This is a genomic window from Kitasatospora sp. NPDC057223 (genome assembly GCF_042669755.1).
In the GTDB taxonomy this organism is placed as follows: Bacteria; Actinomycetota; Actinomycetes; order Streptomycetales; family Streptomycetaceae; genus Kitasatospora.
The window spans coordinates 104664-126012 of sequence record NZ_JBHUWW010000001.1 but is presented as its reverse complement, the minus strand read 5'-3'; the positions used below and the strand labels follow the sequence as shown (position 1 = coordinate 126012).

37 protein-coding genes and 1 tRNA gene are annotated in these 21349 nt (G+C 70.0%); 3 read left to right on the top strand and 35 right to left on the bottom strand.

Annotated features, from left to right (window positions below; translation table 11 throughout):
- Positions 1-89 precede the first annotated feature (89 nt).
- From ACFUK0_RS00735 to ACFUK0_RS00670, 14 genes are all read right to left on the bottom strand, one after another.
- Entirely contained in the window at positions 90-851 is a 762-nt protein-coding gene (locus ACFUK0_RS00735; protein WP_380245807.1) for a helix-turn-helix domain-containing protein, read from the bottom strand.
- Positions 848-1315, bottom strand: coding sequence for a hypothetical protein (locus ACFUK0_RS00730; protein ID WP_380245806.1), 468 nt, complete (start codon positions 1313-1315; stop codon positions 848-850). Before ACFUK0_RS00730 ends, ACFUK0_RS00735 begins: the two co-directional genes overlap by 4 nt.
- Complete coding sequence (locus tag ACFUK0_RS00725) at positions 1312-1551, bottom strand: hypothetical protein (RefSeq protein WP_380245805.1); 240 nt, start codon at positions 1549-1551, stop codon at positions 1312-1314. Before ACFUK0_RS00725 ends, ACFUK0_RS00730 begins: the two co-directional genes overlap by 4 nt.
- 33 nt (positions 1552-1584) lie before the next feature.
- Positions 1585-1658: transfer RNA gene (locus ACFUK0_RS00720), tRNA-Leu, on the bottom strand.
- Between the two features lie 41 nt (positions 1659-1699).
- Positions 1700-1885 carry a hypothetical protein gene (locus ACFUK0_RS00715; RefSeq protein WP_380245804.1) on the bottom strand — a complete coding sequence of 62 codons (186 nt, stop codon included), beginning with the start codon at positions 1883-1885 and terminating at the stop codon, positions 1700-1702.
- Positions 1882-2529 carry a DNA methylase gene (locus tag ACFUK0_RS00710; RefSeq protein WP_380245920.1) on the bottom strand — a complete coding sequence of 216 codons (648 nt, stop codon included), beginning with the start codon at positions 2527-2529 and terminating at the stop codon, positions 1882-1884. Before ACFUK0_RS00710 ends, ACFUK0_RS00715 begins: the two co-directional genes overlap by 4 nt.
- A gap of 407 nt (positions 2530-2936) precedes the next feature.
- The gene (locus ACFUK0_RS00705; RefSeq protein WP_380245803.1) at positions 2937-3611 is read right to left on the bottom strand and encodes a hypothetical protein; all 675 of its coding nucleotides are present in this window, start codon (positions 3609-3611) and stop codon (positions 2937-2939) included.
- Positions 3608-3889, bottom strand: a complete 282-nt coding sequence (locus tag ACFUK0_RS00700; RefSeq protein ID WP_380245802.1) for a hypothetical protein — start codon at positions 3887-3889, stop codon at positions 3608-3610. The genes ACFUK0_RS00705 and ACFUK0_RS00700 overlap by 4 nt, the downstream gene beginning before the upstream one ends.
- Positions 3890-3892: 3 nt before the next feature.
- Positions 3893-4354, bottom strand: a complete 462-nt coding sequence (locus tag ACFUK0_RS00695) for a hypothetical protein (protein ID WP_380245801.1) — start codon at positions 4352-4354, stop codon at positions 3893-3895.
- On the bottom strand, positions 4351-4827 hold the full coding sequence (locus ACFUK0_RS00690; RefSeq protein WP_380245800.1) for a hypothetical protein: 477 nt from the start codon (positions 4825-4827) through the stop codon (positions 4351-4353). Before ACFUK0_RS00690 ends, ACFUK0_RS00695 begins: the two co-directional genes overlap by 4 nt.
- 29 nt (positions 4828-4856) lie before the next feature.
- Positions 4857-5456 carry a hypothetical protein gene (locus tag ACFUK0_RS00685; RefSeq protein WP_380245799.1) on the bottom strand — a complete coding sequence of 200 codons (600 nt, stop codon included), beginning with the start codon at positions 5454-5456 and terminating at the stop codon, positions 4857-4859.
- A 407-nt stretch (positions 5457-5863) separates the two neighbouring features.
- On the bottom strand, positions 5864-6046 hold the full coding sequence (locus ACFUK0_RS00680; protein ID WP_380245798.1) for a hypothetical protein: 183 nt from the start codon (positions 6044-6046) through the stop codon (positions 5864-5866).
- Positions 6043-6291 carry a hypothetical protein gene (locus tag ACFUK0_RS00675; protein WP_380245797.1) on the bottom strand — a complete coding sequence of 83 codons (249 nt, stop codon included), beginning with the start codon at positions 6289-6291 and terminating at the stop codon, positions 6043-6045. The genes ACFUK0_RS00680 and ACFUK0_RS00675 overlap by 4 nt, the downstream gene beginning before the upstream one ends.
- Before the next feature lie 105 nt (positions 6292-6396).
- Positions 6397-6750, bottom strand: coding sequence for a hypothetical protein (locus tag ACFUK0_RS00670; protein WP_380245796.1), 354 nt, complete (start codon positions 6748-6750; stop codon positions 6397-6399).
- Positions 6751-6915: 165 nt separating this feature from the next.
- Between ACFUK0_RS00670 and ACFUK0_RS00665 the strand changes: the two genes are divergently transcribed.
- Positions 6916-7134: a hypothetical protein gene (locus tag ACFUK0_RS00665; protein WP_380245795.1), complete on the top strand. Its 219-nt coding sequence runs from the start codon at positions 6916-6918 to the stop codon at positions 7132-7134.
- A gap of 603 nt (positions 7135-7737) precedes the next feature.
- Here ACFUK0_RS00665 and ACFUK0_RS00660 read toward each other — a convergent pair.
- From ACFUK0_RS00660 to ACFUK0_RS00565, 20 genes are all read right to left on the bottom strand, one after another.
- Entirely contained in the window at positions 7738-8418 is a 681-nt protein-coding gene (locus ACFUK0_RS00660) for a hypothetical protein (RefSeq protein WP_380245794.1), read from the bottom strand.
- Positions 8415-9389: a hypothetical protein gene (locus ACFUK0_RS00655; RefSeq protein ID WP_380245793.1), complete on the bottom strand. Its 975-nt coding sequence runs from the start codon at positions 9387-9389 to the stop codon at positions 8415-8417. Before ACFUK0_RS00655 ends, ACFUK0_RS00660 begins: the two co-directional genes overlap by 4 nt.
- Before the next feature lie 17 nt (positions 9390-9406).
- The gene (locus tag ACFUK0_RS00650; RefSeq protein WP_380245792.1) at positions 9407-9745 is read right to left on the bottom strand and encodes a hypothetical protein; all 339 of its coding nucleotides are present in this window, start codon (positions 9743-9745) and stop codon (positions 9407-9409) included.
- A 74-nt stretch (positions 9746-9819) separates the two neighbouring features.
- Positions 9820-10641, bottom strand: a complete 822-nt coding sequence (locus ACFUK0_RS00645; RefSeq protein ID WP_380245791.1) for a hypothetical protein — start codon at positions 10639-10641, stop codon at positions 9820-9822.
- Positions 10641-11429 (bottom strand): hypothetical protein, encoded by a 789-nt coding sequence (locus tag ACFUK0_RS00640; protein ID WP_380245790.1) that lies wholly within the window; start codon positions 11427-11429, stop codon positions 10641-10643. Before ACFUK0_RS00640 ends, ACFUK0_RS00645 begins: the two co-directional genes overlap by 1 nt.
- 25 nt (positions 11430-11454) lie before the next feature.
- Positions 11455-12297 carry a hypothetical protein gene (locus ACFUK0_RS00635; RefSeq protein ID WP_380245789.1) on the bottom strand — a complete coding sequence of 281 codons (843 nt, stop codon included), beginning with the start codon at positions 12295-12297 and terminating at the stop codon, positions 11455-11457.
- 48 nt (positions 12298-12345) lie between these two features.
- A complete protein-coding gene (locus ACFUK0_RS00630) occupies positions 12346-12852 on the bottom strand; it encodes a single-stranded DNA-binding protein (protein ID WP_380245788.1) in 507 nt (168 codons plus the stop codon).
- Positions 12853-12999: 147 nt separating this feature from the next.
- On the bottom strand, positions 13000-13275 hold the full coding sequence (locus ACFUK0_RS00625) for a WhiB family transcriptional regulator (RefSeq protein ID WP_380245787.1): 276 nt from the start codon (positions 13273-13275) through the stop codon (positions 13000-13002).
- Positions 13272-13781 (bottom strand): RusA family crossover junction endodeoxyribonuclease, encoded by a 510-nt coding sequence (locus tag ACFUK0_RS00620; RefSeq protein ID WP_380245786.1) that lies wholly within the window; start codon positions 13779-13781, stop codon positions 13272-13274. The genes ACFUK0_RS00625 and ACFUK0_RS00620 overlap by 4 nt, the downstream gene beginning before the upstream one ends.
- Positions 13774-13905 carry a hypothetical protein gene (locus tag ACFUK0_RS00615; protein WP_380245785.1) on the bottom strand — a complete coding sequence of 44 codons (132 nt, stop codon included), beginning with the start codon at positions 13903-13905 and terminating at the stop codon, positions 13774-13776. The genes ACFUK0_RS00620 and ACFUK0_RS00615 overlap by 8 nt, the downstream gene beginning before the upstream one ends.
- On the bottom strand, positions 13902-14210 hold the full coding sequence (locus tag ACFUK0_RS00610; protein WP_380245784.1) for a hypothetical protein: 309 nt from the start codon (positions 14208-14210) through the stop codon (positions 13902-13904). The genes ACFUK0_RS00615 and ACFUK0_RS00610 overlap by 4 nt, the downstream gene beginning before the upstream one ends.
- Positions 14207-14566: a hypothetical protein gene (locus tag ACFUK0_RS00605; protein WP_380245783.1), complete on the bottom strand. Its 360-nt coding sequence runs from the start codon at positions 14564-14566 to the stop codon at positions 14207-14209. Before ACFUK0_RS00605 ends, ACFUK0_RS00610 begins: the two co-directional genes overlap by 4 nt.
- A complete protein-coding gene (locus tag ACFUK0_RS00600) occupies positions 14556-14837 on the bottom strand; it encodes a response regulator transcription factor (protein ID WP_380245782.1) in 282 nt (93 codons plus the stop codon). The genes ACFUK0_RS00605 and ACFUK0_RS00600 overlap by 11 nt, the downstream gene beginning before the upstream one ends.
- The gene (locus ACFUK0_RS00595) at positions 14798-15547 is read right to left on the bottom strand and encodes an exonuclease domain-containing protein (RefSeq protein ID WP_380245781.1); all 750 of its coding nucleotides are present in this window, start codon (positions 15545-15547) and stop codon (positions 14798-14800) included. Before ACFUK0_RS00595 ends, ACFUK0_RS00600 begins: the two co-directional genes overlap by 40 nt.
- Positions 15548-15619: 72 nt before the next feature.
- The gene (locus ACFUK0_RS00590; RefSeq protein ID WP_380245780.1) at positions 15620-15853 is read right to left on the bottom strand and encodes a hypothetical protein; all 234 of its coding nucleotides are present in this window, start codon (positions 15851-15853) and stop codon (positions 15620-15622) included.
- Complete coding sequence (locus tag ACFUK0_RS00585; protein WP_380245779.1) at positions 15850-16617, bottom strand: hypothetical protein; 768 nt, start codon at positions 16615-16617, stop codon at positions 15850-15852. The genes ACFUK0_RS00590 and ACFUK0_RS00585 overlap by 4 nt, the downstream gene beginning before the upstream one ends.
- Positions 16614-17444 (bottom strand): hypothetical protein, encoded by an 831-nt coding sequence (locus ACFUK0_RS00580; protein ID WP_380245778.1) that lies wholly within the window; start codon positions 17442-17444, stop codon positions 16614-16616. The genes ACFUK0_RS00585 and ACFUK0_RS00580 overlap by 4 nt, the downstream gene beginning before the upstream one ends.
- A 162-nt stretch (positions 17445-17606) precedes the next feature.
- Positions 17607-18038 carry a hypothetical protein gene (locus tag ACFUK0_RS00575; RefSeq protein ID WP_380245777.1) on the bottom strand — a complete coding sequence of 144 codons (432 nt, stop codon included), beginning with the start codon at positions 18036-18038 and terminating at the stop codon, positions 17607-17609.
- Positions 18039-18130: 92 nt separating this feature from the next.
- Entirely contained in the window at positions 18131-18328 is a 198-nt protein-coding gene (locus tag ACFUK0_RS00570) for a hypothetical protein (RefSeq protein ID WP_380245776.1), read from the bottom strand.
- Entirely contained in the window at positions 18325-18534 is a 210-nt protein-coding gene (locus tag ACFUK0_RS00565) for a helix-turn-helix domain-containing protein (protein WP_380245775.1), read from the bottom strand. Before ACFUK0_RS00565 ends, ACFUK0_RS00570 begins: the two co-directional genes overlap by 4 nt.
- Positions 18535-18790: 256 nt before the next feature.
- On the opposite strand from ACFUK0_RS00565, the gene ACFUK0_RS00560 reads away from it, so the two are divergent.
- Together ACFUK0_RS00560 and ACFUK0_RS00555 are read left to right on the top strand one after the other, a co-directional pair.
- Complete coding sequence (locus tag ACFUK0_RS00560; protein WP_380245774.1) at positions 18791-19240, top strand: helix-turn-helix domain-containing protein; 450 nt, start codon at positions 18791-18793, stop codon at positions 19238-19240.
- Between the two features lie 11 nt (positions 19241-19251).
- Positions 19252-19824, top strand: a complete 573-nt coding sequence (locus tag ACFUK0_RS00555; protein ID WP_380245773.1) for a hypothetical protein — start codon at positions 19252-19254, stop codon at positions 19822-19824.
- Here ACFUK0_RS00555 and ACFUK0_RS00550 read toward each other — a convergent pair.
- Positions 19811-21346, bottom strand: coding sequence for a recombinase family protein (locus tag ACFUK0_RS00550; RefSeq protein WP_380245772.1), 1536 nt, complete (start codon positions 21344-21346; stop codon positions 19811-19813). The two genes, ACFUK0_RS00555 and ACFUK0_RS00550, sit on opposite strands and share 14 nt — an antisense overlap.
- Positions 21347-21349: the final 3 nt, after the last annotated feature.

Sequence of the window (21349 nt, the reverse complement as noted above, 5' to 3'; positions counted from 1 at the left end):
GGCCGGCCGTCGTGGGGACGGCCGGCCAGCCGGTCAGCGGTGGTCGGTGTCGTCGTCGGGCGCGGGTGCGGGCGGCCCGGAGATAGGGGTCAGGCACCCACGAGATCGTTCGGGGCTGGGCGCCTCTTGCCGCGCAGCAGATTGCACAGCCCGGGTTTCGAGTAGCCGGTCTCCTGCGCCAGTTGCGCCAGCGTCGCCCCAGCGGCCCTGCGGGACCGCAGGGCCTCGACCTCGGCCTCGGTGAGCCGGCGTCTACCCGTGGAGTCGACCGCGGATCGGTTCCACACCCGCTTGTCCCGCGCGGGCCTGCGTGGTGTCTCGCCCTCATGCCACAGGGCCGCGGCCCGCAAGCGGGCGTTCCGAAGCCGGGCCGAGTAGCTGCTCATCGACATCCCCAGCTGGGCTGCGGCAGCGGCATGATCGTCGGTCAGCGCCAGTGCCATCACGGCCTGCTGCTGCGCCAGGGTCAGTGTCGGCCAGATCTGGGTAAGCGCCAGGCGCTCCACGACACGTTCGTCCATCGGCGTACGACCGGTGCTCTGCCAATACCGCTGAAATCCGGCGATCTGGCCGCCGCCCAGACTGGTGCGCTGCCTGCCGTGAGCGCGGCACTCCATGCGGACGTGCGCGTGCGCTCCTCGATCGCCGGCCCGGAGCAGTTCCTTGTGGGAGGGGCGGTGCTCGGCGGTAGCGAGGTGCTCCACGATGGCAAAAACGACCGCGTCGTAGCGATCGCTCGTGGCCACACCCATGTCGGTGCGGTACGGGTCCATGGACACGACCTGGCGGGCGAGCCGGTCAATGTCGTTGTGGCTGTAGCCGTGCCACAGCGGCTCCTGCGACGGTCTCACGCTGCCTCCTCGGTCGGGCTGGCGGGGTTGGCGGCGATGACCTCGCGGATTGCTCTGACGGACGGGGCGGTTGTCCATCCCGGCTGCTGCGGGGTCGATGCGACACCGCGGGCGTACCGCATTCGGCCGGGCGTCAGGTCCCGGGTCCACCAGGTGAGCCGGTACGCCCAAGACGAGCCGCCGGGGACGCGGTGCGCGACCTGGATGTCGACGAACGGGTTGCCGCCGCTGTCCTCGCTCCACCGGGCGGCTGTCAGCCATCTGTTCGCCTTGGCGAGGGCAAGCAGGTCGGCTGCGGGCTTGGGCAGCGCGTATCCGTCCGGGGCGGTTGCCTCGATCGTCCGCATCTCGGCCGTGAGGTCCGCGATGCGCTGCTGCTGGTCCGTGGTCCGCTCTGTGAGGCGGAGCAGGGTGTCGCGCTCGAAGTCGCGGCTCAGCCAGGTCGGGTTGTTGGTGTAGATCATCGCGCCACTTCCGGTGCAAGCTCGATGATTTGGGAGATGACGCCGCTCTTCGGGTAGCCGACGGTGTCGGAGGCGGCGAAGTAGGAGTCGATGGACGCACCGCCCACCATGTGGCCGATCAGGCGGAAGCCGGTGTGGGGCGAGAAGTCGGCAATCCGGCCGACGTAGCGGACGGTGCGTTCGTCGGCGAGGACGCGGGTGACGAGAACGTGATCGCCGGTTTTGGGCTGGTACATGTGGTTCTCCTGGTCCGACGTGTGGGTGGTGGGTGCCTGGAGCGGGGTTCGAACCCGCACTGGGCCGCTTTTAAGGCGGCTGCGTCTGCCGTTTGCGCGATCCAGGCAGGTGTCGGGGGCCGGGCGGTGGGTCCGCCCGGCCGGGGTGTCAGGCGGCGGCGTGGTCGGGGCAGAGGTCGTGGTGGCGGCCGAACCGCCAGCCGCGGGTCTTCAGGTGGCGTCGCAGTTCCCGGTGCGTGTCGACCCGGGTGGGGTGGCTCCATTCGGTGTCGCAGCGTTCGCCGTCGCCGTCTTGGTGGTCGCAGCGGACGGCGAGGTACGTCTCGGCGCTCACGCGGCGGCCCCGGCGGGCTGCACGACGGCGGCGCCCAGGTGCGTGGCGGCGTGGCGGCCGAGCAGTTCGAAGTAGGCGGGCGGGATCGCCTCGGTCAACTCCCGGCGGTCCGCCGTCCAGTCGATGCCCATCGCGGTCTGCATCTCGGGCACGGTCGCCTTGCCGCCGCCGGAGCCGTACGCGGCGACGTACGGGCCGTCCCGGTAGACGCCGTGGCGCCAGCCCCGGGTGTAGCCGCGGTGCGGCCGGTGCTGGGGCTGCTGCATCGTCCAGCCGCCGAGCTCGAAGTTGCGGTGCCGCAGGACGCCGAGGCCGAACATCTCGCCGCACAGGGTGACGTCCCGGCGGATCGGGGCCTTTCCAGTGGGCTGCTCGATGATGTACGGCCGGCCGGTGGACAGCAGGGCGTCGCGGGTGGGGGCGACCAGGTCGACGTGCTCACCGCCCCAACCCTGGGAGGCGTTCGTGCCGACGGTCAGCGTGCACTTGCTCTGGCAGGGCGGGCCGGCGGAGATGAGGTGGAAGCTGGATCCGTACCGGCGGATGAAGTCGACGGCGTCGGCGCGACGAAACTCGAACGGGTACCGGGGCTGGGGCAGCAGGTCGACGCCGATCACCTCGAAGCCGGCGAGGTACAGGCCCATGCCGGACCCGCCGATGTTGCAGAAGGCGTCGAGGGCGTAGAGGCCGTTCCAGGGGCGGTCGGGCAGTTGCACGGTGGTCCTCCGGTCAGGTGCGGGCAGGGGCCGGGCGGTGGTGGCCCGGCCGGGGGTCAAGTGCGGGCAGCGAGTCTCAGCGGCGTGGCCTTCTGGCCGGACCCGGGGCACCGGCGCCCGTAGTCATCACGGTGAACGGGAAGCCGGCCGCGCTTCGTCAGCGTGAAGATGCCGAGCTCGGCATCAGGGCAACGCCAGCCCTCGGGGCAGATGGCCCTGCCGACCGCCCAGGCGTGCGTCTCAGATACGAACCCGGACTCCAGCTGGGCCCGCAACGTGGTGGTGGCGGTGTGCACGGTGGTCCTCCGGTCAGGTGGCGGGCTGGGTGCGGGCGTTCACTGGTGGGCGTGCGGGTCGATGTGGTCGTCGGGCTCGCAGTCGTGGCCGTGCTGGGGGCAGCCGACGGCGGCGGCTAGGGCGGCGCGGGCGTCGATGAGCTGATCGGCCTGCTTGGCGGAGCGGTCCCGGTCCTCGGCGAGCTGCCGGCGGAGGTTGTCGCCCTCGGTCGCGAGGTTGTCGGCCCGGTCCCGGGCGGAGTGGAACAGCTGGCGGAGGCGGTCGGTCTCAGCGCGGGCGGCGTCCAGCTCGGCGGCCAGGCGGTCTCGGTCCGTCAGCAGCGCACCCAGGTCCGACTGGACCTGGCCGGCGTAGCGCTCCGGAACGAACACCCGGTGGCCCTGGGCGGTGGCGGTCTCGCACGGCCAGGAGGTGGCCCAGCCGTCGCCCCAGCACACCGCGCAGAGCCAGGCCTTGGGGGTCGAGGACTCGACGAAGGCCGGGGTGTGGAAGCGGGCCGGGAGGGCGGTTCGCTCGTCGTCGGTCATGTCCTCAAGGTCCGGGGCGTCCCAGGCCGGGGCGAGGGTGGCGCGGCGGCGGCATTCGGGGTGGATGGCGGCCTTGTGTGCGGTGGTGAGGTCGCGGCAGGTGCCGCAGGCTTCGGGGTCGGTGGTGCGGTGGTGGCGGGTGATGATGTCGGCGCGCTGCTGGTCGGTGAGGGGCGGGGTGGTCATCGGCCCTCCAGGGCGGCAGTCGGGACGGCGGCGGGCTGGGTGGTGCAACCGGGGCAGGTGGTACGGCGGCAGGTGGGGCAGGGCGGGAGGTGACGGGTGGTGACGCGGCAGTCGTCGCAGCCGGCGCACTCGGCGACCGGGCCTTGCGGGCAGGTCGCACGGTGCTCGGCGACGGCTCGGCCGAATGCGATGGGGTCGTTGCTGGTGGCGACGGTGACGACCGCGCCGCAGCGGAAGCAACGGAACTCGGCCGTGTCCCAGCCCTGGGTGCCAGCCATGGCTCAGGCCTCCGTCGCGGTCGGGGCGGCGGGGTGGACGGTGTACCTGCCGAGCTGGTCGAGGCGGATCGTCTCCCCGAACCGCACCCAGATCCGCTCACCGTGCGGCCGGATCGTGAGGCCGTCGATCGTGACGCTGATGCTCCAGCCGGGCCGGATGGTCCGGGGCGGGGCCGGCGCCCAGTGCGCCTTGGTGAACACCCCCAGTTCGTCGAGGGCGTCGGCGATCTGCTCCAGGTTGTCCGGGGTGAGCGTCCACTCGGCCTTCGGTAGGTATTCGATCTTCCAGGTCGGGTGGGTGGTGATGAGGTGGCGCTGGCCGTCGAGGCGGATCCGGAGGTGGGAGTCGGGGAAGGCGACGATGGTGCCGAGCTGGCGGCCCTTGGTCGGGTCGCCGGTGTAGGCGATGCGGCCGCCGCGTCGGGCGGGGACGTCGTAGTGGCGGCGGATCCAGTCGGCGGTCATCGAGCCATCTCCGGGTCGTCGGCGGGGGCGGGGTAGCAGGGGATGAAGTAGGTGCAGGTGCAGGACCGGACGCGGGCACCGGAGGCGTGGCAGTCGCGCTCGCCGTCCGGGTCGTGGGCGGACTCCAGGTGGCCGCAGGACTCGCAGGTGGCGGGGTCCTCGCCAGCGGCCTGTTGGGTGCGCTTCAGCACGTCAACCAGCCGGGCCTGCTCGGCGCGGAGGCGGGTGACCTCGGCGAGCAGGGCCGGGACGTCCTGCCGGGCGTGAGCGATGAACTCGGCGTTGGCGGCGCCGAGGTTGGGGAGGGCGACGTTGCAGGTCTCGCCGATCCAGAGGGAGTGCCGGGTGAGGTCGTCGGGGGTGCCGACGAGGATCTCGGGGCCGTCGGCCATCCACGGGCCGGCCGTCGCGGCGGCTTCGCGGGTCTGGATGGCGTCGAGGTCGAGCGGCGGGGTGGGCTGGGGTTGGGTCATGGCGGGTCCTCAGGTGGTCGGGGCGGGGGTTAGAGCAGGCCCGCGGGGACGGGCACCGCGGCTACCGTCCGGCTGCCGTGCAACGGGCCGGGTGTGAGTCGATGTCGGGGTGGGCGGCCTTCGGCAGCGGCAATCCACCGGGCGGCTTCGGCGGCGGTGGCATACCGGTCGACGGTGCGGCCGGTGTCTCGGTCGACGACCCAGTACGGGAGGTCTGCGGGGTTGGCCAGCAGCAGGCGATGGGTGTAGTACCGGCCGACGTCGCCGTCTGCGGCGGTGCGGAGCTTGTTGACCTGGATGGTGTGCTTGCCGTGCCGGTCGGTGTAGCGGTACCAGCCGCGCAGATTGTGGGCGTTGCTGTAGGCGTCGAGGCGGGCGACGTGGAAGGCGAGTTCGTCGGGGCCGATGCGGGCGGCGCGCATCTCGGCGCCGCCGAGGGCGGAGACGACCTTCAGGTGCGGGGCGCCCTGCTGTTCGAGCTGAACGGCGCGGATGGCGGCGGCGTGGAGGGAGAGGCGGTCGCCGGCGTCGAGGTAGGCGTCCAGGGAGGCCAGCGACCAGGAGTCGACGGTGTCGCGGTCGGGGACGATGGGCGCGGGGCCGGGTAGGGGGGTCAGTACGAGCGACATGGCGGGCCTCCTGGGCTGTGTGACGCCCTGTGCGGGGCGGGTGGGTGTGGCGGGTCTCAGGTCCGGCGTCTGGCAGCAGCACGCGCCCGACGGTCAGCGCGATACGCCTCCGCGCACGCCGTACAAGCCGGCTCACCACGCCACCGGTGCACATCAGCACCAGACCGAGTGCCATGCCGGATCGGCCGCAAACGCCGATGGACGGCCTGCTTGTACCGGCGGCTGGCCTCACGGTTCGCCGCCGTGCACGGCTCACACGGCTGCTCACGCCGCCTCAAGTGACGGTGGTACGCGGCATACGTACCGCACGGCTGCAGTTCCTTCGGCAGGCGAAGACCGCACGCCGCGAGGAGCAGCACGATCTCCTCATCGCTGGGGTTCGAGTTCACGGTGCTGCTCCTCACAGGTCAGACGGTCGGGATGGAGTGCGGGTCGGTCGGTTGTGCGCGGCGGGCCTTCATCCGCGCGAGGATCTGTGCCTGCGTCGGCGGCTCCCAGGCGTGCCAGCCGACGCCGGACTTCCAGCGCTGCATGTGCTCCGGCTTGGAGATGCCGCAGTGCCGGCACCCGGACGGTGCGGCGGTCGTCACGACTGCCGGGCCCCCAGCTCCTGACGCGCAACCTCCGCGGCGAGCTCCTGCTTCGTCCACCCGGCCGGGTTGTTGACGTCGGCCAGGCCGCCGGCGAACGCGGCGCGCAGCAGATGGGCCTTGGTGCGCTTCCGTGTCAGCTCCTGCACGCGAACAACGTGGGCGTTGTTCTCGGCGAGTTCCTGCGGGTCCCAGCCGTTCACGTCTGCGATGGCGATCTGCTCGGGGGTGGGGGTGATGGTCATGGTGTTCTCCGATGTCAGTAGGCGTACGGGCGGTTCTGGGCGATGGTCTGCAGGCAGTCCCAGCAGTGCGGGTCGCCGGACGGGCCGGGCTCCAGCTCGGCGGGCTCAGGCCGCAAGGAGGAAGGCGCGGGCGTCAACGAAGCGGGCGGCGCGCGGGTTGTAGGCGTTGACGGCCTGCAGGAACTGGGCCTCGGTGTAGCGGTGGACGCGACGCCCGTTTACGCCGGGGAGGCGGCCCATGGTGCTGCGGAAGGCACGGCCGGTGTTGGCGGTGAGGCGGAGCTGCTTGGCCTTGCTGTGCAGGGCGTTGCCGATGCCGGCGGCGAGCTCGGGCTCAAGGCCGGCGGCGATGCAGTGGCTGGCCATGGAGCGGGTGCCGGCGGGGAGCGTGTTGTCGCGGCGGCGCTGGCGGAGGATCGCGGCGGCGCGGCGGGTTCGGATGCGGGTGCTGGCGCTCATGTCGGTTACCTCGCGGGCTACTCGGTTCGGCCTCTCGCCGCTCCTTGTAGATACAAAGCTACGCCTCTCGTATCTACAAAGCAAGCCGTCCGCCCAAGATTCTGTATCTACAAGGCACACCACACGACCTTGCTCCTTGTAGATACAGCCAGATACCCTGCGAACATGACACCCGACTACGACCGCGCCCGCCCCCTCCGCATCCCCGACGACGAATGGACACCATTCGAAGCCGCCACCCGCGCCATGCACCCGAAGGGCCGCAGCCCGCGTACGGCAGTCGTCCGAGAGTTCATCCGCTGGTACATGCGCCGCCCCGGCGCCAAGCTCCCCGACAGGCCAGCAGCCGGCCCCTGGTCCACCACAGAGCAGCCCACCGAGTAGCCCACCCCGCCCCACCCGCAGCCGCCCGGCAACGCCGCGCGGCGTTTCTTGCTGCCCGCTCACGGCTCAACCACCCGCCGCGGATGCATACCGCCGACCGGCGCCGGCGACGACCACAACACCCCGAACGGCCGCACCTTCGCCACCAACCCGACCGACTCCGGATCCACGCACCGACGGTCCACGCCGAACACGCCGGTCCGGTGCCGGTCCGCCGCCGACTCGCTGCTGAACGTCCGGCAGCAACCGCTGCAGTGGAGCCTCGTCAGGCCGGTCCACGACTGTCCGCAAGCACCATGCCGGACCACGTTGGCGCTTCCGGGACTCTGGGTGTCACTCATAGATGCCTCTTCTCGGTCTAACGGAAGGTGCTAGAACGGCCGCACAGCGGCTTGGCGGGGATCTGCCCGCTCGGGGGTCTGCGCGGCCCTCAGAGGCGCCTGCGGCTTCGGTTGTGGCGCGGCTGCCTCCACCGGCGCCTCGATCCGCCACCCGAGCGCCCGCAATTCCTGCACGATCAGCCGCCCGCAGCGGGCCGGATCGCAGTCCGGCCGGTTCTCCAGCACGGACCGGATGACCGCGGCGACCGCGTCGGGGATCGGGTCAGTCCGCATAGGACTGCGCCTTCGCCGCGGCCCACGCGTCCTGCCGCGAGCCGTGTGCTGTTGCCCGCTGGCCCTTCCCGGTGGGCCGCTTGCAGGGCTTCCACGGCAGGGCCCGGCAGGACTCCTTGGGGCAGGCGACGGCGAGCTCGGGGTTCTTGTGGCTGTCGCGGGCGAACCCGGGGACGGCTTCGACGAGCGCGTTGCGGGCCATCGCGGGCACGTACGGCGGCGGCTGGTCGGACGGTAGTGGCGGTACCTGGCGGACGGCTCCGGCGATTGCTCGGGCGACGTCGGGGTGCGGCGGCCCGGTGAGGGCTTGGCGGATGGTGGCGGGCGGGATGTGCCCGTCGCCGGCTGCGGCGAGCTGCTGGCGTCGGTGGGCGATGAACTGTGCGGGCGTCTCGTCGGGTGTGGCTTCGTGCAGCAGGTGGGCGGCTGCGATGCGGTCGGTGCGTATGCCGGCGCGGATGGTGCGGACGTGGTGGGGCTGGATCCAGCGTTGCGATTCGCCGTCTTTGGGGGCGGTGCCGAAGAACTGGGCGACGGCGTCGAGGGTGTCGGGGTCGAGGGGGATGTCGTTGAGGGCGGCGGACCAGGCGCGGGCGTCGACTTCGCCGATGGTGCGGCGGTCGAAGGCGGCGATGTGGCCGAGGAGCATGGCGGCTTCGCTGGGGGTCATTGGTTCTCCTCGGCGGCTAGGCGGGCGGAGAGGGCTGCGGCGTCGGCGACTCGGCGGTCGGCGGTGGAGAGGGTTCGGCCGTCGGTGCCGGTGGCGGCGAGGGGTGTTCCGCGGCCGCGTTGGGCTTGGAGCTTCATCTGCTGGTACTTCTCGCGGAGCTTGGGTACGGAGAGCACGATGGAGCGCCAGAACTCGTGGTCGGCGGACCACTTGATCGCTCCTAGGGCTTCGGGGAGCGGGATCTGGTCCTTGTCGAGCATCAGGCGGGCGGCGTCTCGCCAGCGCTTGCCGTAGGTGGGGCGTTTGCCGGTGTTGCCGTGGACGGCGTCGGCGAGGGTGCGGCAGATGAGTTCGACGTCGTGTCGCGCTGGCGTCGTGTCGCGCGGCTCTGCCGCGTCGACGGGGGAGTGTTCGTCGTCGGGATTCGTCGACACGAACATGCTCCCTGCTCCATGCTCCATGCTCCCTGCTACATAAAGAAGCGACAGGTTGTCTGCGCCGCGCGCGGATTTGTCTGCGCGGATGTTCGCGTTGCCGTTGAGCTGCTGGTTTTGCGATTCGTTGACTGAGCCGTCGTGCGGGTGGTCTAGTCCTCCGCCCGAGGGGGGTGGAGGCGGGTTTTTCAGGGGTGTTTCCGGGAACTTTTCAGGGGGGGAAGGGAGTCTCGACGCCACCTTCGAGGCTTCCAGGCGCTGATGCTTCGCCAGGTTCGGCAGGAACAGGTAGGTGTCCCCGTCGGAGCAGATGTAGCGGAAGGCCTTCCGGACGGCGCAGAGCTCATCGAGGAGCGCATCGACCATGGACACCGTCAGGCCGTCGTCGTACGGGAACAACTGCCCCTTGATGTAGCGGGCCGAGCCGCGGAGCCGCGCGTGCTCGTCGGCGAGGTTCCACAGTCCGATGTACAGCAGCCGGCCGTCGCGGCTGACCGCGGCCGCGAGCTTCTCGTCCGCCCAGAACTCGGGCTTCACGGAGCGGATCCGAGCCATCAGGCACCTGCCGTACGGCTGCGCCGGTTGAAGAGGGGAAGCTCGGTGCGGATGGCGTGCCGTTCGGCGTCGAGCGCCAGGTGCATCGCCCGCCAGTGCTCGACTGCCACGAATTCGGCAGCGGACCACCATTCGGCCTTGCGGCGGTGCTTCGGCCAGCGTTCGCAGAGCTGGCCGGTCACTCCGACGTAGAGCAGGCGCAGCTGGCCGTCGAAGAAGCGGTACAGCGCCGTGGTTGGGTGGAAGAGGGGCTCTTCCGCAGTAGTGGCGAGGAGGCGACCGACGGCGGCCCGATCGAAGGGACGAAGGGGCATCCTGCGAAGGGGTTCGGTGGTCACGGCGGATCGTCCTTCGGGGCTGAGGGTGGTGGACAAGGGGTGCCGGGGCGGGGGTGCCGCCCCGGCATGTGTCGCTACTTCGGCATGGGCATGGGTCCGTCGGCGTCCTGCAGGATCCGGGCGAGGGAGCGGCCCTCGCGCACCGCGTTCCACGTGCGGATCAGGTACGCCATCTGGCGTCCGGCCGGGGTCTTGCGGTGATCGGCGGCCTCCGAGACGGCGCGGGTCCGCAGCGTCAGGATCGGATGGCCGGCCGGAAGTTCCGCACCGTCAGCGAGCCGCTGGAAGAACCAGACGGTGGCGTTCCTGTCGATGCGGGTGAACAGGTGGTGCGCGGTCCCGACGATGGACTGCGGGAGGCACCTGAAGCTCTGGTGGGTGCGGACCGCGATGTCGGTACTGCGGCGCAGGTCGGGGCGCTGACCGAGGAGTGCGGCAGCCTCCGCGGTGGTCGGGGAAGCGCCGTTGAACCCGTAGTCGCCCTGGTCCCACATCCACACGCGCTTCGTGATGGACGACAGGACGGAGGCGTTCGTCTCCCCGCGGAGCCCGAAGGCGTCAGCCGTGCGCCGCTTGCTGCCGGCGTCCATGGTTTCCTGGGTGGCGTTCTCCAGACCGGTGATGACGAGCATCCGGACGGTGACGCCGGCGAGGGCGACGGCGTTGAGGCGGTGCTGGCCGTCGAGGAGGGTCCCGTCGGCGGCGAACTTGATGGCCTCACCGTTCTCAGCCCAGTTGCCGGCCTCCATGTCGCGGGCGTAGGCGAGGACGGCCTTCTCCCGGATGTTGCGGTTGTGGGTGTTCTGCCGGAGCCACTTCTCGGCGAGCGCCGGCGTGACGTCGACGAACTGGGCCTGCATCGTGGGCGCCTGGGCGGGTACGGTGGTCTTGCGCATTACTGCTCCTGTTCGAGGGAGTTGGCGACGCCGGTCAGGGCGTCGCTGATCTTGTGGAGGCTCGTCGCCCACCAGCGGCGGGCCTCTTCGCTTGCCCCGGCTTCGGACAGGTTCATGGCCTGGACGAGGCGGGTGGTGTGCTCCAGGGCGCCGATGAGTTCGGGTACCTGGTGGTGGGTGGCGTCCCGGTTGCGGGTGAACCGGTCGTCTTCGGTGAGGCGGGTGAGCTTCTCGGCGGCGCGGGTGAGGTCGCGGCCGGCGTCGGCGAACGCCTCGGGTAGCGGGCGGCGGCGCGTCACCGTCGGCGTGACGGTCTCCAGCGCGGTGTGTTCCAACACGTGCGACTGGCCAGGGATCGTCGAGTCGTCCTGCTCAACCCAGGTGTGCAGATCGGGCGCCGTCCGGGCCGCGGGCCGCTCGCGGCCATCGAGCGACAGCACGGTGGTTCGCTCGACTGATGCATTTGCATCAGTTGCACTCAAGTCCCGCACGACAGTCGACTGGTCGGAGCCGACAGCGTCACCGATGGCCCGCGTCGACATGCCGGCCTGGGCCATCCCAGCGACGATCTCCCGCCGCTGGTCCCGGGGCAGTCGCACCCGGTGCTCGCCGTACTCCCCGTCGAGGTACGCCGCCCACGTCTCGTAGCCCAGCGCGATCCAGTCCCGGGCCGCATAGGCGGCGATCACGTCGGTCTGCCACTGCGCGAGGAGGGCCATACCGGTTCGGATTCGTTCGGCTCGGCTGCGTGCCTCCTCGACCGATGAGTTCTGCGCAAGGTCGGACATGGCGGGGGTTCCTTCATTTGGAGGGTCAGCGCGTCGGGCGGTTGCGCCGGCGCAGTTTGCGTTCGGTGGCTGCTTGGCGGACGGCGTCGCGGCAGGGCTGGCAGGTGGGGGTGCCGATCGTCGAGTGGTCGTAGTAGCCGCCGGGGGTGCCGCAGCGGGCGGTCCAGTCCGGGAGCGCGTCCGGGTTGTCGATCTGGTCGTCGTCCCAGGCGAGGCAGGGCGCCCAGCCGTTGTCGGCTGCGAGGAGTCGCGCCCGCTCGATGTCGTACTGGCGGGCGCCGTCAGCACGCGGGTCCCGGTTCCACAGGTCGTCGTACAGGCGGCGGATGGTGAGGGCGGTACGGGGGCTGACTTGCTGGAGTCGGCCGTGGAGCATGTCGAGGAGGTGGCGGTGCTGGATGCCGCAGTGCCGGCCGAGGCGGGCGAGGGGCCAGCCTGCGGCGGTGAGTGCGCGGAGGCGGCGGATGGTGCCGGTTGCGTCGAGGGGGGCGCGGCCGTCCGGGGCGATGTCGCGGGGGAGGGTGACGGCGAGGAGCTTGGCCGCGTTCGCTCGCCGGATGCTCTTGGAGGGTTCCCGTCCGGTGGCGCCGACGAGGAGGTTGCTGATGACGGCGAGGTTGAGGCCGGCGCGGTCGGCGATTTGGGCCCAGGTGAGGCCGGCGGCGCTGAGGGCGCGGGCGTGGGCGCGGGCGGGTTCGGCGGGTACGTTGCCTTGCCATCGGCCGTAGGCCTGGAGTCGGCGTCGGCTGCTCTGGTAGGAGGCTTCGGCGTTGCGGCACCAGTGGCAGCGGCAGTCGTGGTGGAGGTAGGTGGAGCGGCCGTGCTTGAGGGGGGTACCGCCGGTGGCCGGGGTGGTGGTGCTGGTCATGCGGCGGTACCTCCGTGCTGGGGGTGCGGGGCGGGGCGGGAAGTTGATCTAGAAGGGGGGCCCGGAATCGGTGGGTGCCGGCGCGCCCCACCCGCCGTTCTGATGCGGGGCCTGGCCGCCCTGCCGGCCCCACGAGTCGCCGCCGCCCGCCTGGCTGGGCTGCTGCTGTCCGCCCTGCGAACTGCCGGACCTGTTGGCCCGGGTGACCTTCGCCGTGGCGAACTGGAGGGATGGCCCGACCTCGTCGACCTCGACCTCGAAGACCGTCCGCTTCTCGCCTTCCTTGGTCTCGTAAGACCGCTGGCGCAGTCGGCCCTGCACGATCACGCGCATGCCGCGCTGCAGCGACTCGGCGACGTTCTCTGCGGGCTGACGCCAGACGTTGCAGGTGAGGAAGAGGGCTTCTTCGTCGACCCATGCGTTCGTCTGCTTGTCGAACTTGCGGGGGGTGGAGGCGATGCGGAACTTGGCGACTGCCGCGCCGCTCGGGGTAAACCTGAGTTCCGGGTCATCGACGATGTTGCCGACCAAGGTGAGCTGGGTGTCGTTAGCCATTGCTGTCCTTCGGGTTGATGGCCTCTTCGGCGCAGACTTTGTGAGATGGGAGCCGGTCGTCGTCTCGGAGGTGGGTGGGTCTTCCGCAGTACCGGCAGGGTTTGGCCTGGGTCGCCCAGTGCGAGCGGTCGCCCCAGGCCAGTCCGGTCACGGAACGGCCGGTTCCCGGGTGGCGGCGGTGCGCGTGGTGTCCGCGCGGTACCGCTCCTTGGGTGTCATGCCGCCGCAGATGCCGAAGCGGCTTTTCTCACCCGCGCCTGCCTCCCGGGCCATCACTTCGGTACGGCAGGGTTCCAGCAGGGGGCAGGCGGCACAGGCGGCCTTGGCGTCGACCACCTGGGCCAGGTACGCCCGGGAGTAGCCGGCGAGGAAGAACAGGTCCGGGTCGTCACCACACCGCGCCTGCGTCCAGTCGGGGCTCACGAGACCCTCCACACGCGGATCACGGCACCGCTGCCGAACGGAAGGACGTCAGCCGCGGGGTCGCCGGCGTAGTACTTGGCGAGCCGCGCGTAGTCGACGACGCGGGCGTCGTCACGCCAGACGATCCCGGTGAGGGCGTCCTCGGTGGACCGCAGCAGCTTCGACAGGTCAGGGGTGGATGCGGGGCGCCACCGGAGTCCCTTCGACCAGGGGAGTCCGGCCGTCCACCAGGTGGGCTTGCTGGCGGGCTGCTCCCGGACGGTGAACACGATGGTGGCGGCGAGCGGACCGTCGAGGGGTGTCCAGCCGGGCCGGGCTGCGGTGGCGGTCAGCGCGGCGTCCTTGACGTCTTGGCGCCACGGCTTGACCTTCTTCGACGATTCGATCATGACGCCGCCGCCGACGTGCCGCTTGGAACCCTGCGGCGCGGGGACGCCGTGGACGGTGACGGTGATGCTGTCCAGCGAGGCGGTGAGGTCGAGGGGCGGGGTGAGGAGGTCAGTCATTGGGGGTGCTCCACGCGGTGTAGGCGATGACGATGAGGGCGACGGAGACGCACAGGAGGACGGCGAGGATGAGCAGGAGCCACGCCTGGTCGACGGTCGTGCGGACGGCGATGTCGGCGATCACGCTGCGGCGAGCTCCTGGTCGGCGCCGGCCGGGAGCGACACGGACTGCAGGTTCCACAGCTGGGCTTCCAGGGTGCGCACGGCGGCGGCGGTCTCCCGCTGTCCGGCCGCTTCTTGGACCGCGGCGTCACGTTCGGCGCACAGTCGGGCGATGAGACCGTCGGCGTGGACGAGCTGCGCCTGGCGGACCAGGGCAAGCCGCTGCCACCGGTCACGGTCGGCGGTGAGGACGGGGATCACGTCGGCCGCGCGGTGACGGCCGCACCCCTGCACGCGGCGCCGCACTTCGGCGAGGAGGCGCTTCATGCTGTCACCGCCAGCGCAGGTTGGGCGGCCCTGTCGGCTGCCTCCGAGGCCGCCTGGTACGCGTCGAGCCGGCCCTGCTGGGCGTACAGCAAGGCGCGGAGCTTGCCGAGTTCCAAGTCCTTGGCGGCGACCTGAAGAACCAGGTCGGCGGACTTCAGCCGCTCAACGGTCAACGCCTTGGTGTCAGCGACGCGGTCGTCGCCTGTACGTTCGGCCCGCTCCCGCCACTCGGCTCGCTCCCTCTTCACGAGGGCGTAGTCGGCGCCAGCCGCGTTGAGGTGACGGCGCTGCTCTGCGACGGTGGCGGTCAACTTGCGGACTTCCCGGCGAAGTGCCGCCTTGGACTTACCGAACATCACTGCCTCCAGCGGGGGAGATGAGCTTGAGTGAGATGGCCTTCGCGACGGCGTCGGCGGTGTCCGTCGCGTCGAGGCGTTCCTTCGCGGCCTTGAGATGACCGCGGGCGGTGAACACGGAGATCTGCATCTCGCGGGCGATCTGCCACATGTCCTGACCGCGGCCGCGGCGTTCGAGAACTTCGAGCTGCTTGTCAGTGAGAGGCAGCGGTCCTACCGTCGGCCGACCGGTCACACCGTCACCGCCGCCGAGAAAGGGCGCATCGGCCACGCTCCGTCGATGACCTTGCCCGGATCGCCGCCCTGCTCCACGGTGGCCTTCGTCCGGAACCAGTCCTGCAGCCCGGCCTGCTGCTCCGCCCGCCAGGCCTGCTGCGCACGGAACAGGCCGATCGCACCGTAGGCCTCAAGGCCCGGGTAGCGGGCGAACTGCGCCTCGGCGATCAGCAGCGCCGCGAGAGCGTCAGCCTCCGCCGTGTGCCAGTCCGTCAGCTCGATGCCGTAGATCTCACTGGTCGGCTTGAGCTTCCGCATACCAGTGCCCTTGCGGTACCGGTCGACCTGCTTGTCGATGACGTGCGGGTCGATCAACGCCAGCTCCGTGTGGCCGGCGAGCCGCTGCTCCATGGTGGTGAGTCCGTGGCGTCGCAGGTCCCGGTCGAGGACGGTCCAGTCGAAGCTGAGGTTGAACGCGATGACGGGCATGCGGAAGGCGAGGGCCCGGGCGAGCATGTCGGCGATCTGCCCCAGCGCGGTCTTCGGGTCGAGGCCGTCGGCCTGCACCATGGCGTCGGTGATGCCGTGGACCTCGGTGGCTTCGGCGGGGATCGGCTCGCCGGGGTTGATCAGCCACGTGTAGTCCTGGTCGGGCCGGCCGCCGCCGCGGACGACGAGTGCCGCGGTGACGATGCGGGCGGTCTCGGGGTCCGGGCCGGTTGTCTCGGTGTCGAAGCCGACCTTGCGGATGTCCTTGAAGTACATGGGTCCTCCTCTCTGGAGGGAAGTGAGGGGGAGAGGGCCGCGCCCGAGGTGGGCGGGCGCGGCCCCGCGGGGCTAGAACGGGCAGTTGTCCAGTCGGCCTTCGACGCCTCGATCCGACGGACGGCGACGCATCTGCGCGAGGATCAGCCGATCAACGCGGTTCTCGATGTCCACCAAGCCCGCGTTGTCGACCGCGACCTCAAGCTCCTTGGCGCGTGCCACCTGCTGGCCGTCGCCCGACACATAGGCCCCAGCGATGTGCTCGGCGAGCACAGTCCGCAGCTCGTCGATGTTCGGCTCCCTCATGCCGCACCGCCTGGAACAGCGACCGCCGGCCAAGGCGTAGCCGCCCCGCCCTCCGAAGTCCACGCTTCCGACTCGGACCCGTCGTCCTCCACGTCCCCGACCACCGCCGCCCGGTCCACCTCAGACGGCTTCGGGAACTCCGGCTGCGGGACCGCCGCCAACACCTTCCGGCGGACGGTCTTCTTCGCCGGCTCCGGCGCCAGCCCGTCCTCCAACTCGTCCTTCGAGTACGCGAGGCCGAGCAGCGCATCCGACGCGATCATTCGCGCCATCGTCGACGTTGCCCGCGAAACCAGCATGTTCTGCGGCTGCGACTTCCAGTTCGGGTTCTTCGCAGGGAACCCAGCTTGCTCCGCCCGCTGAATCGTCCACTCGGAGCGCTGCACCTGCTCGTCACCCAAGCGCTGTCCGCACACCACGGCCTTCGTGGGCGACTCCGACTCCACCCAGATGCGGTGACCCTTCGCCTGGACGATTCCCCGCATCGCGTTCGCTGTGAGAGACGGAGTGCCGTGCACCATCACGATCGACCGCAGGGCCGCCATCGGAGACAGGCCGATCTCCTGCCCGACGAGGATCGCAGCGGTGATCTCGTCCGGCCTGCCCTGGAAGCCCTTCGGGACGAAGCTCGTCTTCGCCAGCGACTGCGCCACGGTGTAGGCGGCTTGCGCCTCCTGCGCCCATGCCGCGAGACCCATGAGCGTGGAAGACCCCGTGGGAACGGCCTCCACCTCGGCGCTCTCGCGCACCATCAGATCCGTCATGCCGACCCACCCCAGTTCGGTACAGGCAGCGCGCCGGAGACCAGCCGCTGCTTCATGTCCTTGTTGTTGCGGGCCATCCACGCGGCCCGGTTGAAGTGCTCAAAGGCGGAGAGGGACACGTCCATCTCGTACGGCTCGTAGGTGCCGTCGACCTTCAGGTGGATACCGAGGCCCTTCGTGATCCGCAGATCGGCCATCGGCTGCTCGCGACCGTCCTCGTCGAGGAAGAACTCGGCGTGCGTGTACGCGGCTGCCTGCAAGGCGGCCTCGCCCCAGATACCGCTCTGGCCGGACTTATAGTCGACCATCCAGCGGGTGCCATCCGGTGTCTCGATGACGGTGTCGAACGTCCCGGCGTACCACCACTGCCGGGAGGCGACCGGCCGTTCGATGAGGAGCATTCGGGGCTGCCAGTCGTCCATCCATTGGGCCGCGGCGGCGACGTAAGGTGCGATCTCCTCGGGTACCTCGACCTCCTCGCCGACGGCGAGGCGCTCCGCGAGCGTGTGGATCTCGCGCCCACGCTTGGCGGCGCTGTCGCGGATGGCGTTGGGCTTGCCGGCGAGCGTCTTCGCCATGTCGAGGGGCCGGTTCTGGTCCCAGAGGTCGTTGACGGCCTCGCGGTTGTAGGTCACGAACTCGGCGACGGACTTGGCGGCCCAGCCGATCAGTTTGGGCTTCGGGATGCCTTCGCCGATGAGGGTGGTGACGCCAGGGACGCGGAGTCCGTCGAGGGTGTACCAGTGGTTGCGGCCGTTGGAGTGCTTACGGAGGCCGCTCGGTACGGCCGGGGCGGTGGTCGCCCCGGCCGGCGAGGTGATGGTCACGTCAGTGCTCCTCGGGGGCAGTGCGCTGGCGGGGGAAGGCGGGCGGCATGTGCTGGCCCGGAGGCTTGCCGCAGCCACACCAGCAGGTGGGGCTGGCCGGTCGGTGGCGGGTCGCGACGAGGAACATCACCGCCAGGACGATCACACTCACCAGGGAGGCCCTCACGCCGCCACCGCCCGCCACGCCGCCAGGGCGTGGGCGTACGACGCCGAGTCGTCCTCGCACCAGCAGTTCGGATCACCGTGCTTGCCGATGTACGCGCACGCCCATAGCTGCTCAGCCACATCCGCGGGCTTCGGGTGGGCCTTCGCGGACACGCTCACCGAGATCGAGAGGTGCACTCCGTGCCACTCCACGGCGAGGAGCTGCGACACCCGGGTGCCGTCGCCGTTCAGCCACGGGTCGAACGGAGAACCGCCGAGGAGCGCGACGACCGTCTGCATCGCATCGGCCGGCGCCTCGCGGTAGTCGCCCATCAGGCCGAGCGCCGGCGACAGGGACCACTTGACGGCCTGGAGTTCGGGCATCTGGCGGAGCTCCACCAAGGCGAGCGCCGAGGTGAGCTGAGGGTCGGGGGTAGAGTTGTCGTTCACGTCTACTCCTCCTTCATGTCGTTTCGGGTTGATCGGGGTAGGCCAGGGGTCGCCTGCGGAATGCCGTCCAAGGGCGGCCCTGACCCGAAGTGCTAGGCGGCCGAGCGGACTTCGACTCCGGTGACCGTCTGAGCGGCATCCCGAGTACGAAGCCGGTTCATCGCCGGCGCGAGGATCGATCGAAGCTCGTCGACCAGTTCGGGTGGCGGCGGTGGTGCGAGGCTGGCGCGCTGGCGAATCTCAGCCAAAAATGCCGGGCCAAGAATCCGCAGGTGCTCTTCCGAAGTCACGCGGCGTCCTCCAGCGGTTTGAGGAACTCGGCCGGGCTGATGCCGTATGCCTCGGCGATCAGGGCAAGGCGCGCGAGGCTGGGCTGCCGCTTTCCGCTTCGGTAGCGGGAGATCGAGCCGGGATCGAGGCCGGTCCGCTCTGTGATCGCGGTGATGTTCTGGCCTGCGGTGATCCGCCGGAAGTTGGCCTGGAAAGTCGTGCTCATGGGTCACCCCCTCGTCGTGCTCTAGAGCAACGTGCTCATGAGCAAGACGCTAGACCTCATCGTGCTATCTGGCAAGACGTGGCGGGGGTGGCGTTTCATGTAGCGCGAGCACATGCGGCTGCATGTGCAGATGCAAGGGAGAGTTGCTGTGGTGGCGGTAGGGGTGCCCCGGTCGCGGCTTGAATGGCTTGACCAGTAATGTTGCTAACTAGCACGATCGGTGACACGGGTCGTGCTACCTAGCTAGCATCCCCCTATGGACGGCAACCACGTGGACACGTCACCTCTTCAGAGACTCGCCAACTACGTCCGCAAGACGGCACTCGCGGGCGACTACCCCAACCTCGACAAGCCCAACAGCGGCGACAAGGCCCGCCTTGCCAAGGCAGCAGGCATGTCGCCTACCACCCTCAGCCGGCTCCTCCTCGGCGAGCGCATGCCCGAAGCCAAATACCTCACCCCGCTCGCACGCGCGCTGGATACCGACCCCCTGGAACTTTTTGTTGAATCCGGACTGCTTCCCGCCGGTTCAGGGGCACAATCAGCACAAGAAGCAGTAGCATCGCCTCCTATCACTCCTGATGACGTGGCAGATGCGTGGCAGGTCGACGCGTTTGGCCGGGAGATGGTCCGCGCGATGTTCGAGCGACTCGCCACCCCCCAGCCCGCGGAGCACAACGACATCGGGGGCGCCGAAGCCCAATGAGGGGGTCGCACATGCAGGCACGCTGGCGAATCGGGGCAACCGTGGGAGCCGGGGCAGCCATAGCCGCCACCCTCACCCTGTGGAACCGCCAGAGCGTCGACATCGGACCCGTGCTCGGTACCACCATCGTCGTGACCATAGCCGCAGCAGCCGTGCTCATCCTGATGCGGCAATGGATCTCAACCCTCGGTGACCGACTCGCCGACACCACGCAAGAACGCCAGCAGCTCCGCGACCGCACAGCACAAGCCCAGGTCGCGGAGATCGCCCACGTAGCGATCCGCGAACAGCTCCTTGCCGCCGCAGCGGCGGCGGAACACTCAGCCGACGCCCGCGCACAAGCCGCAGAAGAGGCTGCCGATCAGCGCATCGCCGAAGCGACCAGCGCGATCAGGCGCGAGTTCGAGCAGAAGCGCGCCATCGAAATGAGCGAGATGTACGAACTCGGCGCCATGAACGAACGCAATGGCGTTCACAAGCACCAGGCTGCCGTACCCGTCGCCGATCTCATCCTCCTGAGCGAGCGACGCCGCCCCACCCCCACCGAGAACACCAGCCGCGGCGCCGGCGTCACTTCGCCCTGACCCAATCGGCGGCCCCCCGCTGAGGGCGCGCCTGGAAGCCCGCCTCGCCAACGAACGTCAACCCGATGCGACCAGGCTCCAAGCGTTGAATCCCGGGTGCCGACGCCCGGCGAAGCTCGATGTTCACCACCCGCCGAAGCACATGGCGGCGCTGTGCCAGCGCCAACTCCTCGTTCCACACCCTGTCCACCTCGGCAATCGGCGCCCCAACCAGGCGCGCAAGCAGCGGGTCCTGCGCCGACGTGAGAACCCGCAAGGTCTCTTCGTCCTCCGCGACCTTCGGGATCAGGGTCCGCTCGGTTGCAGCCAGAGACTCGATGCTGAGCGCAGGGACCCCAAAGTCGTCGATCTGGCCCGCCTGCTCGCGAGCAGCCTCCAGCTGGGCAGTCATGTTCCGGATCCGCGTCCGAAGGCGCTCTGCCTCGCCGCCGTCGGACCGCGAGTTGAATGCTGCGACAGCAGCTTCCGAGGAGAGCCACACGAAGACCGCAGCCTCAACGGCCGCATCCAAGACGTCCTCACGGATAGTCACGTGCGCCCCTGTAGAGCAGCGGTATCTCAGCGCCCCTCCGATGTCCTTCGCCTGCAGCAAACCCTCGTCGGAGCCGGCCTCCAGGCAGACGGAGCAGTGCCCTACCCCCGACAACAGGTGCTTCACGCGCGTGTCGCGCTGTGTACGACGAGAAGGGTCCGCAAGGACATCCTGCACATCGAGAAACAGGGACTCTTCGACGATCGCATCCCATGTGCACTTCGCCATGTCCTGGCCCTTGTGGGCACGAACACCGATGTAGGCGCGGTTCCTCAAGAGGTAGCGCAGACCTGCCCGCGATGCGTCAGCTACGTACCGGCGCAGTTCCCGGGTCAGGGAGTCGAGGCTCTCCCGGGCTGCGGCACGCTCGAACAGGTCGACAACGACCGCAGCGTGCTCGGGGTGTGCCGACTGTCCAATCAGATGTCCCGACTCGGGGTCGTACTTGCGTGTGTAGCCGAACGGGATCCTGCCGTGGGGTGAGCCGCGGTGAGCGTTCAGGCGCGCGGTGCGCTGGGCCCGAACGATGATCGTCTCGGCTTCCTCCTCGCTCTGCAGGGCGTCACGAGTGAACTCCTTACGATCGGAGGCCACCTGCATGTCGTAAACCCGGCCGCCATAGCAAAGCAGGATGCCCGTCTTCTCGCACAGGTCGCGGAGGTCAAGGGACGATCGCATGTTGCGGGACGCCCGCGAGCTGTCCGCGTAGACGATGACGTCGAACAAGCCGGCCTCGGCGTCTGCGACGAGGCGCTGGTAGTCCTCCCGGTCCTTGCGCGCCTTGCGCGACGCCGAGCGATCGCGGTCCTCGTAGCGGCCTACGATCGGCCACTCGCGGTCCTCGCACTCCAGCTCGGCCACTTCGAACTGGTCCTTGATGGACCGGCCTCGCTTCTTCGGGTCGCTGCTGGCCCGGCCATAGAGTGCGGCGCGAAGCGAGTCGTTGATGACTCGAAGCGTTGACTGCCTCGGAAGTGTGCGGCGGCTCATACC